Origin of the sequence: Bacillus sp. JJ1122, assembly GCF_036964885.1 — a bacterium.
Classification (GTDB): domain Bacteria; phylum Bacillota; class Bacilli; order Bacillales; family Cytobacillaceae; genus Mesobacillus.
Window position 1 is genome coordinate 144449 of the sequence record NZ_JBALQL010000029.1, and the last position, 14028, is coordinate 158476.

Genomic DNA, 14028 nt, shown 5'->3' on the forward strand with positions numbered 1-14028 from the left:
TTAAAAATCAGCATGCTGGAGGGAACCTTCAATTGACGGTTCCCTCCATTTTTTGTCTGTTTATCAATCCTGAAAAATAAAGCCCACACAATCAGGAAATAATATAAGCACCGATTATAAATAAGATTTGAGGCAGATAAATGGAGCGAAACTACGCGATCGATTTTATAAAATTCTTTGCCATCCTGGCGGTTGTGATCATTCACACATTTCCGAGCGACAATCAGCTTGGATACTTCATTCTCGATAATTTCGCTAGGTTTGCAGTGCCTTTTTTCTTTGCAGCCTCTGGCTATTTGTTCGGATTAAAGGTGATCAATAACCCAAAATCATTGGCCTATTTTAAGAAATACACTATAAAAATCCTAAAAATATATGTTACCTGGTTTGTATTTTATATGGCTTATGATGTCCTGAAGATTTTGATCGGGAATCATCATGTGAAAATCGAGTTGGCCAAATATATAGAGAGATTAACCCCGCTGAATCTCTTTTACTACGGGCAAGGGACAAGCGGCTATCAATTGTGGTTTGTGATTTCGCTGGTATGGAGTACGGTCATTTTATACTTCTTTTACAGAATGAAAAAGATAAGGCTGCTGCTGGTCATCGGGTTCTGCCTCAATCTTTTGGGTCTGTTTGGACAATCCTACTCCATTTTCGACCCATTGCCAGTAAGCACGACCCGGGCCGCCTTATATATTAGCTTGTTTTATACCACTTTAGGATTCTGGTTTGCCTTTGCTAAACCAAACATCCGGTCATGGAATACGAAAACGTACTTTTTTTTGTTTGTCTGCTTCTCCGCCCTGCAATTCGCTGAAGGATATGTACTGGAAAAAGCGATGGAAGCAAAACATGGAGAATACTTTCTATCGACGATTTTCCTTACCGTTTTTCTTTTTTCATTCGCACTAAGCAGCCCGCAGCTTGGAAAAGGATCATTCATCACCAGAATCGGTGGCAACGCTCTCGGAATCTATGCAATCCATGTTTTCTTCATCGATCTCAACGACATGATGTTCAAAAAATTAGGACTCGAGCAAAGCTCCCATCAACTAATGCTGAACATCCTCGACGCTTTTCTCGTTTTCACCCTATCCTATCTAACCTATGAAGCATGGGAACGGTTCTTGCGCTTCATTAAACATAAAAAGGAAGCATGAGAAACGTCCCCATGCTTCTTTACTGGATCATACGCAGGAATTGTTTTGTCCGTTCGGCTTTTGGGTTGGTGAAGATCTCTTCCGGTTTTCCGCGTTCGACAATGACGCCGCTGTCCATGAAGATGACTTCATCTGCCGCTTCCTGGGCAAAGCGCATTTCATGGGTCACGACGACCATGGTCATGCCCTCGTTGGCGAGATCCTTCATGACCTTCAACACCTCGCCTACCAGTTCCGGATCTAGGGCGGATGTTGGCTCGTCGAACAGCATGACCTCTGGTTCCATCGCAAGCGCCCTCGCAATCCCGACTCGCTGCTGCTGGCCTCCTGATAGTTGGAACGGGTAATAATCCTTTTTGTCGGAGAGCCCGACTTTCTCAAGGAAGTATTCCGCTTTCTGGCGCGCTTTGAGCTTCGGCTCTTTTTTTACCGTGACTGGCCCTTCCATCACATTCTCCAGTGCGGTCATATGCGGAAACAGGTTATACCCCTGAAAAACCATCCCTGTCAGGCGGCGGAAGGAGGAAACGGCTTTTGGTGCAGCCTTTGCTGAAAAGTCCATTCTCTGTTCGCCAATTGTGAGCATACCATCTGTAGGTGTTTCAAGGACATTCAGGCAGCGGAGAAACGTGGTTTTACCAGATCCGGATGGTCCGATAATGACGACGACCTTCCCTTTCTCGATGTCCAGGTCGATTCCTTTTAAAACTTCAAGCTCGTCAAATGATTTTTTCAAGCCTTTAATTGAAATCATGAAAATCCTCCTTTCCTCTCAGGTCTACCTTGATACATACCGGTCCAGCCTAGATTCGATTCTTCCCTGGGCGATGGAAAGAATGAAACAGATCACCCAGTAAATAAGTGCTGCTTCGGTGTAGAGTAAAAGGAATTCATAATTGGTGGTGGCGATTTCCTGTGCCCGGCGGAACATTTCAGTTAATAGAATCATTGATGCAAGGGATGTATCTTTTACAAGGCTAATAAACGTATTCGATAATGGCGGGATTGACACCCTTGTAGCCTGCGGAAAAATGATTCTTCTCAGCACTTGCCTTCTGCTCATCCCGATTGAATAGCCTGCTTCCCATTGGCCTTTAGGGATCGATTGAATTGCGGCTCTGATGATTTCAGAGGCATACGCACCAACATTCAGGCTGAAGCCGATGATTGCCGATGGCCATGGATCAATCACGACGCCGATGGTCGGCAAACCATAGAACAGGATGAATAACTGCACAAGCAAGGGTGTACCACGAATCGCTGATACATATACCCTGGCAATGATCTGCAGGATTTTCATATCCGAAATCCGCGCAAGTGCCGTCAGAATGGCCAGTCCCAAACCGCATACGAATGAAATCAGCGTTAACGGGATGGTGTAAAAAATAGCCCCCTGCAGGAGGGGGACCAATGAATTTTGGGCAATTTCCGTCAGCCTCGCCAATTTTTCCGGGTCGGCAAAGATATTATTCAAGTACATTTTCACCAAACCACTTCTTGGAGATTTTATCGTACGTGCCGTCAGAAATCATATCAGCAAGCGCGCCGTTTACAGCTTCAACAAGTGTTTCGCTGTCTTTCCTGAACATCAAGCCGCTCTTTGAAGCATCTTCGCTTTCTGCAACAATTTTAACCTTCGCATCTGGCTTTGCCTTTTTAAAATCAAGGAAAGAAAGGTTATCGTTGATCGTTACATCAGCACGCTTAGACATAATCAACTCAATCGCCTGGTTGAAGCCTTCAACCCCTACGATTTCTGCGCCATTATCCTTCGCCATAGTCGCATAGTTACTCGTCATCGATTGTGCTGCTTTTTTCCCCTTCAAATCTTCAAAACCCTTGATGTCAGTATTATCTTCGTGAGCGATCAGAACTCCTGTAGATGTAATATACGGGTTAGAGAATGCGTACTTTTCTTCACGCTCAGGCTTGATTCCTACCTGGTTGGCAATCATATCAAAACGCTTTGCATCAAGGCCGGCAAACATCGCATCCCATTGTGTTTCTTTGAAGTCAGCTTTAACACCAAGTCTCTTGGCTACTTCCTTCGCAATATCCACATCAAAGCCTGTCAGTTCACCGCTCTCATCATGAAAAGTGAACGGCGGGTATGTGCCCTCTGTCCCAACAAGAAGCTTTCCTTCCTTTTCAACCTTCGTAAGAACCGCATTTTCCTGATCAGATGCATCCTTCCCTTGAGGAACATCATCCTCCTTGCTCTCCTGGCTGCCGCAGCCTGCGACAAGCAGAACAGCCGACAATATCAAAACGAAAAGAAATGATAATTTCTTCATTTAACATCCTCCTAAATTCCAACCATAATTTGCAGTTAATTTCCCACAAACTCAGCCTTTTTATTAGCAAATCGGAAAAAGAAAAATAAATTCCGAGTTTTCCAATGAGATTAATTTATCATCACACCTCAAGTAAGTCAATCACAAAGTTTCAGGAACACGGGGACGGTTCTTTTGTTTCACTCAAGTTTTCATTTGAAGCATGAGAAACGTCCCCGGCACTATTAATGAATTCATCTCGTTTATACAAAAATCAATAAGGGAATTGATGATAAGGAGAAAAATTTTAGAAAGCGGGTGTGAAGATGTCCAAGCTGGAGCGTCTGTTTTCGGATGTTTTGAGACAAACGGATACGGTGCTTGATGGGGTGAATCAATACGAACATCCTTTACTGGCCAGATTAAAAGCCATATTAACAGAGCAAAAAGCCACCCTTGAAAAGCTTTTGCCAGAATTACGAGATGAAGAAAACGCAAAGTTGTCTGTAATTAGAGAATGGATCAGTATTGTGTATCATGATCATGAAATTGCAATGCCAACGTTCGAAGCATGGAATCGTGCAGTAAAGTGGATGAAGCTTCCTGCAGTAGAGGTCGTTTCTGACTTGGAACCATTATTTAAAAAGATGAAAGAAAATCTCGAAGAGGCAGCCCTTGAATTGGAGAATATTTACGGAGCGGAAGATATAAAGTTCGTCGTACCATCCTTTTATATCCCGACGCTTCGTTAGGAGGGATCGGACATGGCTTGGCAAAATGAAAGAATTGACATGAACGTTTACAGTCAGGGAGAAGTCGAGAAGTGGGTGTACAGCACGTGCAATATTTGTTCTGTAGGCTGCGGCTGCTACGCTGCAGTAAAAGATGGAAAAATAGTCGGTATTAAAGGAAACGGAGACCATCCGACCAATCGCGGAAGATTAGGTCCTAAAGGGGAAAACCAATGGTATGCCAATAACAGCACGGACAGGCTGACAACACCGTTGATCAGGGATGCTGATGGAAAGCTGAAACCTGCCTCATGGGATGAAGCCATGAATCTGATCGCCGAAAAGGCAAAGGCTTCAATCAAGGAAAAAGGAACGAACAGCATCGCGATCTACTCTACTGGACAGGGTTTTATGGAAGATTATTATTCGATTGCAAAAATTGGACGAGCCGGGCTGCAGACGCATTTACTTGATGCCAATACGAGACTTTGCACAGCGACAACTGAGTTTTGTCTGCTGCAATCATTTGGTGCAGATGGCACCCCTGCTTCTTTTGATGATATAGATGAAACCGATACGTTAATGCTTTTCGGGCATAATGTAGCCGAGACTGGTACAGTTTTATTTGAAAGAATCATGGAGCGGAAGCAAAAGACCGGAAAACCTTATTTGATCGTCGTCGATCCGCGAAAGACGTTAACAGCGAAGGAAGCGGACCTTCATCTTCAGCTTTATCCAGGCACCAATGTCGCATTGTTAAATGGACTGATAAACGAAATTTTAAAAAGTAAAAACGTAGATGAGGAGTTTATCAGCAATCACACAATTGGCTTCGAAGAAATGGAAGCTTCCGTAGCCAATTGGAACCTCGATAAAACTTCGAAGGTGACGGGAATTTCGGTAGAAACGCTAGAAAAAGCTGCACACCAACTAGGAACAACAGCTTCCTTAGTCTCCACCACTCTCCAGGGAACGTTCCAAAGTGCTGATGCTACAACAGCATGCGTTGGTATAAATAATCTGCATTTAATACGCGGTTTAATTGGCAAGCCGGGATCTGGCCCCCTTCATATGGCCGGTCAGCCGAGTTCGTCAGCAAACCGGACAGCTGGAGGAGTTGGAACCTACCCTGCTCAGCGCAACCATTCCAATCCAGAACATATTCGAGAGATCGCGGAACTATGGAATGTTGATATGATGACCCTGCCAGTCGGGCCGGAAAAAGGGATTGAAGAGCAAATTTCAATGATTGAAAAAGGTGAGATAGGCTTATTCTGGAATATTGGCACAAACTCGATGGTTTCCCTGCCAAACCGACAGCGTGCCAGAAAAGCGATGGAAAATACCTTCGTAGTCGTACAGGATCCATTTTTAACAGAAACGACGGCCGTTGCAGATGTCGTGCTCCCTGCAGCATTGTGGGGTGAAAAAGAAGGGACGATGGAGAACGCAGACCGTACGATTAACATTGTCAGAAAGGCTGTCGAACCGCCCGAAGGTGTAAAGTCCGATTTTGATATCCTGCTTGATTTTGCCAGAAGGATGGATTTTAAAGATAAAGATGGCAACCCGCTCATCACTTACACCACACCTGAAGAATGCTTCGAGGAATTTAAAAGGGTTTCCAAGGGACGTCCTTGCGACATGACAGGAATGTCTTATGATCGGCTTGAAAAGGAACGAGGGCTTCGCTGGCCGGTTAAAGATGAACAATCGAAAGGTACTCCAAGGCTTTATGCTGATTTTAACTTCTCGACAACAGTGGATTATACACAAAGCTTCGGAAAGGATCAGTTTACAGGCCGCGCTTTGACAAAGGAAGAATTTGAACAGAAGAATGCAAACGGCAGAGCCATACTCCATCCAACCCATTATTTGGAGCCTGCCGAACAGCCTAATGATGAATATCCAATTTGGCTGACAACGGGCCGGCTAGTATGGCATTGGCATACCCGGACAAAAACCGCCCGCTCTCCTCACCTTCATGTAGCAGCGCAGCACGGCTACGTGGAAATCAATACGGAGGATGCAAAAGCATTATCAATTGTTCAAGGAGAGACCGTCAAAGTCTCTTCACCAAGGGGCTGGATTCAGGTTCCCGCACGAGTTGGGGACAGCGTCCAAAAAGGATTAGTATTCGTTCCCTTCCACTTTGGAAGCTGGGAGAAAAAAGAGGCGGCAAACGAGCTGACCGCTGACTTCACAGACCCCCTATCCAAACAACCGGTGTTCAAGCAATCCGCCTGTAAAATAGAAAAAATCAGGCAGGAGCATAAAGTGGATGACGGCGAGTCCCTTGAATACATTGCCGAACAATACGGTTTGTCCGTTACCGATTTAAAAGAAGCAAACAGCCTCACAAACGATTACCAAATCTCCATGGGGCAAACGCTTGAAATACCATTATCCATCATAAATGTCCCGATTCCGCCTTACATGCCCTACCGAGAGAAAATATAAAATCATGATTTCACCGGCAGATTCCATTCATCTGCCGGCTTCTTTTGATACATGGGGATACATGGGGACGGTTCTTTTGTTTCACTCAAGTTTTGATATGGAACATGAGAACCGTCCCCATGTTCACGCCCGTCCCCATGTTCACGCCTTGTTTCAGCCGAGGGGTTTCATGATTCGCTGCCTGTTTTGGAAGGTGGCGATTTTGGTGATTCCTTTTTCTAGCAGCATGTTGGTGTTCTGGTCGATATACGCGCCGATGTCGTCGGGGAAGTGGGAGTCGGATGATGTGGTGAATGGGACTCCTGCTTCTATTAAAACGTCTAGAAACCTAGGGCTTGGGCACATTTCTTGTACGGGATATCGATAGTATAGGCCTGCGTTGATTTCTGTTGCAGTGTCGGTTTCGACGAGCGCCTTTGCGATTTTTTCGTAGAGCGGCATTAGCAATGCTTCGTCTGGGCGGTAATTGAATACTTTCAGATTATCGAGATGTGCCACGAATTGAAAGATTCCGCTCCGAATCATTTCTTCTACTACTCTGAAAAAATCGTTATATAACTCTGCCAGATTGTATTCTTCAAATTGCTCTTTCGTCTCTGGATTGTCAAAACCCCAGCCATAAATATAGTGTACAGAGCCGATGACGTAATCCCATTCGAATTTTCCAAGAAGCTGCTTCAGTTCTTCATCGCTTCCGGGAAAATAATCTGCCTCGATCCCGAGTCTCAGGGTGATCCCTTCCTCTGCCCATCGCGGCTTGGCTTCATTTATCGCTTCCACAAAATCAGCCATCGATTCAGTCATGACCTGATCCAGCCAGACCTGCTGATTCCGGCCAATTTCTGTATCGCTCAAATCCAAGTACTTCTCAAAATAGGCTCGCGTTTCTTTAAAACGGTAAAGATGATCCACGATCCCTACTTCGCTTAGCCCCTTCCGCTTGGCCTCTTCCAAATAGAGATCAAGCCATGCAGCATCATAGGCACCCGCTTGCATTCGTTTTGCCAAACGTGCCATGCTTTTCTCCAGCCATCGGAGAGTATGCTTTTTTTCATCCAGCGGCTCGAAATGGTCTAAAGCCTGGTTCGTGCGGTCAAGCCATCTTAGTGAATATGGGCCTTCTTCTAGATGTAAATGATAGTCAACCTTCATGCTGTTCGCCACCTCTCGCTGTAATCCATTGGAGCATGGTGTCCAATTCTTTTTCTTTCCATGATGCAGGCATTTCCTGATTGCAAATAACATAGTCAACAGTTGTTAATGGACAGATTTTATAAAAGGACTGATGGTCAATCTTAGACGCATCGGACAGCAGGAAGACCTGGTTTGCCCGTTCGACCATGGAAGCTGAAACGATGCATTCTTCAAAATCAAAATCACTCACGTCTGTGATTGTCATTCCGCCGCAGGACAGGAAGACTTTATCGAACCGGAAGGAATCGAGCATCTTGCAGGTCAATGAACCGACAATCGATTTTTGCTCGGGGATGGTAACGCCGCCGAGTACGATGACCTTGCCGTCAAATTCTTTGTTTTCCAAACGGTGATTCAAAATTTCTGCAGCCGCGAGAGAATTGGTCACGATGGTGACTCCTTGAACGTCTGAAATCGCATCTGCCAGATGGACCGTCGTTGTCCCGACATCCATCATGATGGTATCTCCATCCTTGATGAACTCTGCTGCTTTTTGGCCGATCGCCATTTTTTCCGCGGTTCTGACACTCATTTTTTTTGAAAAATGGGGTTCGTCCTTTGTCTGATGAAACCTGACAGCACCGCCATGGACTCGCTGCAGTTTCTTCTCTTTTTCAAGAATATCGAGATCTCTTCTGATCGTTTCAGGGGTTACCCCAAGCTCGGCCGCAAGGGAAGCGACAAGGATTTTCTTCTTTTTTTCCAGCTGGCCTAAAATGTAGTCGTGGCGTTCCGTTGACAAGAGGTTCATGTCAGTGGAATCACATCCTTTTTATCAATATAAAGCGTCTTGATGGCTCCCTCCTGCACAATCTCATCCGTTTTGTGCAAATGTTCTGCTGTTATGGCAACACCGTGGGAAACAAGTTCATAACGGGTCACATTTCCGAGCATCATGACCTTTTCAATTTTACCAGAAATTTCGTAGCCGCCTTCAATGATTTCTCCTCTGATTGCTTCGGGACGGACCGCATACAGGCTATTCGTGAACTCGCTGCTCTTTGTCACCGAGGCAAGTTCATCCCCTTTTATAACATTGTAGTTACCGATGAACCTTGCGACAAACTCATTGGCAGGCTTTGTATAAATCTCATGCGGCGTTCCGCTCTGGGCAATGCGTCCGCCGTTTAAAATATAGATCCTGTCACTAACGGCCATTGCTTCCTCCTGGTCATGGGTGACAAGCACAGTGGTCATGTTCAATTCACGCTGGATGGATTTCAGCTGTTTTTGCAGATTTTTACGAATTTGGGCATCAAGTGCGCTCAACGGCTCATCAAGGAGCAGCACCTTCGGCTCGGTGACGAGTGAACGTGCTAATGCCACACGCTGCTGCTGGCCGCCTGACAATTGCCTTGGATAGGAGGCCTCCTTACCGGATAGGCCCACCAGCTCAACCATGCGCGCTACTTTTTGTTGGATTGTATGTTTATCGAGCTTTTTCATTTTCAGTCCAAATGCAATGTTTTCGGCAACGGTCATATTCGGAAAAAGCGCATAGGATTGGAACACCATCCCGATTTGCCGGTCCTTCGCCTTCAGGTTTGTCACATCGTTCCCATCGATCTTAATGGCTCCGTCCTCTGGATGAATCAAGCCTGCCAGGGTGCGCAATAGTGTACTTTTCCCGCATCCGCTTGGGCCGAGCAAGGTAACAAACTCTCCCTCGTTAAAAGAAAGGTTAAGATCGTGAAGTACGTTTTGCCCATTGAATGCTTTACTGATGTTTTCAATACTTACATAACTCATATCACACTGTCTCCTTTTTTGAGGAAGTTAATTTTATAATCACGATAGAAAGAATGCTGATCAGGATAAAGTAGCAAACAACAATCGCACTCGCTATATGTCCGCTCTCGTTTAGCTTTTTGTACAAATACACCTGGACTGTCTCGAAGCTTCCGCCTACAAGCAGGTTCACGAGCACAAACTCTCCGAACAAAATCGAGAAGCTCAGCAGCGCGGAAACGAGTACACCAGGCATGATGTTTGGCAGGATGACTTTTTTAAAAGCCGACAGCTGGCTTGCTCCTAACAGCTCTGCCGCCTCCATAAGCGATACCGCGTGAATATTCCTTAAGCTGTTCCGTGTTCCCTGATACATATAAGGAAGAATGCCGACAAAATAAGCACCTACCGTAACCAGCACCATGGAGATTCCGCTGTTTGAATAAGCTCTGATCAAGCCGACGGCAATGATCACGCCCGGCATCGCATAAGTCAGAACAATCAAAGCCTGAATGAATTTCTCGAGCCGAGGCGCGTACACAACAATCGAGAAAATCGCCGGTACCATGATGACAAGTGAAAGTGCCGTAGCGCCAACAGAAAGGATAAGTGACCTGCCCATGGACTCAGCGAAAGCCGGGTCTCCAAATAGTTCAGCATACCAGTGGAAAGTGAATCCTTCCGGTAAAACGGTCTTATTCCATTTAGTCGAAACGGAGTAAACGAGTGTTCCAAGGAGCGGCACCAGCAAATAGAGAAGGACGGCTCCAATCGTCAGGTAATGGAAAAATGGTGTTTTCATTTTCACGATAAATCCCTCCGAACCTTGCTTGTTAACCACTCATTGATCAGCATCGCAGCGACAAGCGTCAATCCTAGCAATACTGCAATCGCGCTGCCAAGCTCAGGCTTCGCAAAAATATCGCCAGCTGTCAATGCACCGATTCGAATCGTCACAAGATTATATGTGCTGCCCGTCAATGCATAGGCAGAAGCATAAGCTCCCATCGCATTGGCAAACAGGATACTGAAAGTACCGGCAATACTCGGCATGATCACCGGAATGCCAATCTTCAGCCAGAACTGCACCGTGTTCGCTCCGAGCAGGGAGGCCGCTTCCTTCCATTGTGCCTGTATTCCCTGGTAAACCGGGAACAGAAGCATAACAGCAAGCGGCAGCTGGAAGTAGATATAAATCAGCACGAGGCCCGACCAGGAATAAACATTAAATGAATTTAGCGTCTCCCAGCCTAAATGCTTGAACAACAACGTGAACAATCCACTGTTCCCTAAAAGGACAATAAAGGCAAATGCAAGCGGGATCCCCGCAAAATTGGAAGTCAGGTTTGCAAAGGTCAGCACCCGGTTTTGGATTTTCCCCGAAAACATCGTAATCGAATAAGTAGCAAAGACTGCAAGCAGAATCGCAATCAAGCTTGATAATAACGAAATCAAAATACTATTCTTAAATGCCTGATGGTAGTAGGCATCCTGAAAAATCACAGCATATTGACTGAATGAAAACCCTGTTCCTCCATCCGCCTGAAAGCTTCCATAAATCATGAACACTAACGGCACAAATAAAAACAGTAAAACCAGGAGGAGAAACGGAATGATACTAGCCAAAAGCATTCCATTTACTTTTCTCAATTGAAAAACCCCTTTATGTGAATGATGCGATCTTTATAAGATAATAGTCTTTTTATAGACAACACTCTTTTTTAGACTCACTCTTTCTAAGACAATAGTTTTTTTGACAACTATCTTTTTAAGACAAAAGGTTTTTTAAGACATCAGCCTTTTTAAGACAAAAAGGTGCCTTCTAAGAAGACACCTTTTTTAAATTTGGCAAGGACAATTTTTGCATCGCCTCGGATGGTTGTATGCCCAGCAGCTCGCAAGCCAATGGCGCAATCTGCAGCTGAGGGATTTCTTCCTCATACATACCGGGCTCAAGCTTATCACTGACAATGAATAATGGTACATCGCGGTCAGCCGTCGTCGTTCCTCCGTGCTGTCCGTCATCATTCATCCCATGATCCGCGGTTACGATAATTTGATAGCCTGCTTCCATCCATTTCGGCAGCACGCTCGCCAGCACGATGTCCGCAGCGATCGCCCGATTCCGGTATTCTTTTGAATCCGCCGTAAACTTGTGCCCATCATCATCGATATTCATCGAGTGGACATACAGGAAATCCGGGGTGTAACGATTTAATAGAAAATGAGCATCAGAGAATAGATGTGAATCTGGATAATGATCTTCCCAATAAAACATCCCATTCTGAATCGGTTTGTCCGTTTCTAATTGGACACGGTCTGTCATTTTATTGAACGGAGCAGTGTTGTACAGCTCACTGACCCAGTAATAAGAAGCCGTTGCGTTCTTCAGCCCATTTTTGCTTGTCAGGTGGAAGATGCTTTCTTCATGTGACAGACGAACGGTCTGGTTGGTTGTAATGCCATTTCGATACACGGGTGTGCCAGTCAGTAACACCTCGTAAAGCGGACGAGAAAGGCTCGGCAGTTCGGATTTTACCTTGAACCTTGACGCTTTTCCCATTTCGATCAGATGGTGCATATATCCCATTTGGGAGGCTGCGGTATCAAACCGCAGTCCATCCAGCATGATAAAGGCGAGTTTATTTGACATTCATTAACACCTTCTGCTGCCATAGTTGCATAAGCTGTGACATTCCCTCGTCCCATGCCTTGCTGTCCTCGACTGGTTTTGCATTTTTGTACATATCACTTGGAAGCAGCTTCGCCTTTGCATCTTCTGGAAGCTTCACATTTTCACGGATTGGGCGCGCATATCCTCGAGCAAGGTTTGCTTGTCCTTCATCAGATAAAATGTACTCACGTGCAAGCATTGCCGCATGTGGGTGCTTTGCGTTTTTGTTGATCACTGTTGCATAGCCTGAAACAACAGAAGCTTCTTCAGGAATGACTACATCAAAGCGGTCCTTATCAATTTGATCGCGGTATCCCAAGCCATTGAAATCCCAAACAACCGCTACATCAACCTCTCCTTTTTCGAGTGCCGTCAATTTGATGTCATTCGTTTGCAGGCGGCCCTGCTTTGCCAGTTTTTCAAAATAATCCACACCTGGCTGGATATTCTTTTCATCTCCTCCGTTTGCATAAGCTGCTGCCAGTACCCCGAATTGCGCCTGGCTAGCTTTTAACACATCGCCAATGGCAACTTTATAATCACCGTTTTCAATGTCCTTCCATGATTTTGGAGGGTTTTTTACATTGTTTTTATCCGTAATGAAAGCGATGGTTCCTGTGTAACCAATGATCCAGTTTCCATCCTTATCCTTGGCCCAATCAGGAATGTCATCCCAATGAGACGTTTTGTATGGAAGTGTTAGCCCCTTTTCCGCCGCTAATGGACCAAATGACGCGCCAACATCACCAATATCGGCAGTTGCATTTTCTTTTTCTGATTCGAACTTAGCCAGCTCTTCTGCACTCGACATATCTGTATCTGTATGTTTGATTCCATATTTTGAATTTAAATCTTCCCAAGTACCTTTCCAGTTTGCCCATGAATCTGGCATGCCCACTGAGTTTACTTCACCTTCAGCTTTAGCGTTCTTTGTGATGTCTTCAAGTGAAAGGTTGCTAGACACCGCTGCATTTGTCTTTTCCTCACCCTTGGAACATCCAGTAAACAGTGAAACAGATAATATGCCTGCTGCAGCAATCTTTATCATTGAACTCTTTTTCATCAGAACATGCCTCCTGAGTTTGTTTTTGTTTGTTTTGTTTTGTTTTACAAGACTAATGATACAAAACAAAGGTAAAGGAGGCGTTAATCAAACGTAAGGTTATTATTAAGAGAATGTAAAGCTGTGGTTTATAGGGAACACGGGGTGTGGGTAATCTCTGGGGGGTCACTGGTGATTTTTATGAATTCATATTCCATCCACCGGATTGATATAATTTTGGGTTGGTTTTTCTTCAGATTTGTTTCAAGGACCTGTATTGGAACGGCGGGAGCATCTTTTTCGATCTTTCATTGTCCCAATGACCTCTATTGGAATATGTGGGTGCGCCTTATTCCAGCCTTTCATTGCTCCAATGACCTATTTTCAAACAGCTTTTTACGATTCTTCACTATCGAATTGTTCAACATATTATCGAAGAATAGCAGATACTGATTTTGATATACTTTATTCTAATAACATCACCGATAACCACAGGCGAACTCTTTTCCACTCTCTGAATTGTTATGAGCACCCTTCTCATTACCACTCGTGGGACTTTTTTCGATCTGAATGGTCATGAACAACATTCTCACAACTACTCGCCAGCCTTTTTTCGCTCTGAATGGTCATGAGCACCTCTCTCATAACCACTCGCCAGCTTTTTTTCGCTCTGAATGGTCATGAGCGCCTCTCTCATAACCACTCGCTAGCTTTTTTTCACTCTGAATGGTCATGAGCGCCCCTCTCATAACCACTCGCC

Annotated in this window: 13 protein-coding genes; 3 read left to right on the forward strand and 10 right to left on the reverse strand. The window is 45.0% G+C overall.

Annotated elements, in window-relative coordinates:
• Positions 1 to 140: 140 nt before the first annotated feature.
• Positions 141 to 1166 (forward strand): acyltransferase, encoded by a 1026-nt coding sequence (locus V7201_RS17700; RefSeq protein ID WP_335378079.1) that lies wholly within the window; start codon positions 141 to 143, stop codon positions 1164 to 1166.
• A 19-nt stretch (positions 1167 to 1185) separates the two neighbouring features.
• On the opposite strand, the gene V7201_RS17705 is transcribed toward V7201_RS17700, so the two are convergent.
• Genes V7201_RS17705 through V7201_RS17715 form a run of 3 tightly spaced genes read right to left on the reverse strand, consistent with a single transcriptional unit; the run spans position 1186 to position 3460 of the window.
• Positions 1186 to 1920 (reverse strand): amino acid ABC transporter ATP-binding protein, encoded by a 735-nt coding sequence (locus V7201_RS17705; protein WP_335378080.1) that lies wholly within the window; start codon positions 1918 to 1920, stop codon positions 1186 to 1188.
• Positions 1921 to 1944: 24 nt separating this feature from the next.
• Positions 1945 to 2646 (reverse strand): amino acid ABC transporter permease, encoded by a 702-nt coding sequence (locus tag V7201_RS17710; RefSeq protein WP_335378081.1) that lies wholly within the window; start codon positions 2644 to 2646, stop codon positions 1945 to 1947.
• A complete protein-coding gene (locus V7201_RS17715) occupies positions 2633 to 3460 on the reverse strand; it encodes an amino acid ABC transporter substrate-binding protein (protein WP_335378082.1) in 828 nt (275 codons plus the stop codon). Before V7201_RS17715 ends, V7201_RS17710 begins: the two co-directional genes overlap by 14 nt.
• Positions 3461 to 3765: 305 nt before the next feature.
• On the opposite strand from V7201_RS17715, the gene V7201_RS17720 reads away from it, so the two are divergent.
• Together V7201_RS17720 and V7201_RS17725 are read left to right on the forward strand one after the other, a co-directional pair.
• A complete protein-coding gene (locus tag V7201_RS17720; RefSeq protein ID WP_335378083.1) occupies positions 3766 to 4191 on the forward strand; it encodes a hypothetical protein in 426 nt (141 codons plus the stop codon).
• Between the two features lie 12 nt (positions 4192 to 4203).
• On the forward strand, positions 4204 to 6630 hold the full coding sequence (locus V7201_RS17725; RefSeq protein ID WP_335378084.1) for a molybdopterin-dependent oxidoreductase: 2427 nt from the start codon (positions 4204 to 4206) through the stop codon (positions 6628 to 6630).
• Between the two features lie 153 nt (positions 6631 to 6783).
• Here the strand turns inward: V7201_RS17725 and V7201_RS17730 are convergent, their stop codons facing one another.
• From V7201_RS17730 to V7201_RS17760, 7 genes are all read right to left on the reverse strand, one after another.
• On the reverse strand, positions 6784 to 7782 hold the full coding sequence (locus tag V7201_RS17730) for a histidinol phosphate phosphatase domain-containing protein (RefSeq protein WP_335378085.1): 999 nt from the start codon (positions 7780 to 7782) through the stop codon (positions 6784 to 6786).
• The gene (locus V7201_RS17735) at positions 7772 to 8575 is read right to left on the reverse strand and encodes a DeoR/GlpR family DNA-binding transcription regulator (protein ID WP_335378086.1); all 804 of its coding nucleotides are present in this window, start codon (positions 8573 to 8575) and stop codon (positions 7772 to 7774) included. The genes V7201_RS17730 and V7201_RS17735 overlap by 11 nt, the downstream gene beginning before the upstream one ends.
• A complete protein-coding gene (locus tag V7201_RS17740; RefSeq protein ID WP_335378087.1) occupies positions 8572 to 9573 on the reverse strand; it encodes an ABC transporter ATP-binding protein in 1002 nt (333 codons plus the stop codon). Before V7201_RS17740 ends, V7201_RS17735 begins: the two co-directional genes overlap by 4 nt.
• 1 nt (position 9574) lies before the next feature.
• The gene (locus V7201_RS17745; protein WP_335378171.1) at positions 9575 to 10354 is read right to left on the reverse strand and encodes an ABC transporter permease; all 780 of its coding nucleotides are present in this window, start codon (positions 10352 to 10354) and stop codon (positions 9575 to 9577) included.
• 2 nt (positions 10355 to 10356) lie between these two features.
• Entirely contained in the window at positions 10357 to 11202 is an 846-nt protein-coding gene (locus V7201_RS17750) for an ABC transporter permease (protein ID WP_438825073.1), read from the reverse strand.
• 172 nt (positions 11203 to 11374) lie between these two features.
• Positions 11375 to 12205 carry an alkaline phosphatase family protein gene (locus V7201_RS17755; protein ID WP_335378088.1) on the reverse strand — a complete coding sequence of 277 codons (831 nt, stop codon included), beginning with the start codon at positions 12203 to 12205 and terminating at the stop codon, positions 11375 to 11377.
• Complete coding sequence (locus tag V7201_RS17760; protein WP_335378089.1) at positions 12195 to 13289, reverse strand: ABC transporter substrate-binding protein; 1095 nt, start codon at positions 13287 to 13289, stop codon at positions 12195 to 12197. The genes V7201_RS17755 and V7201_RS17760 overlap by 11 nt, the downstream gene beginning before the upstream one ends.
• Positions 13290 to 14028: the final 739 nt, after the last annotated feature.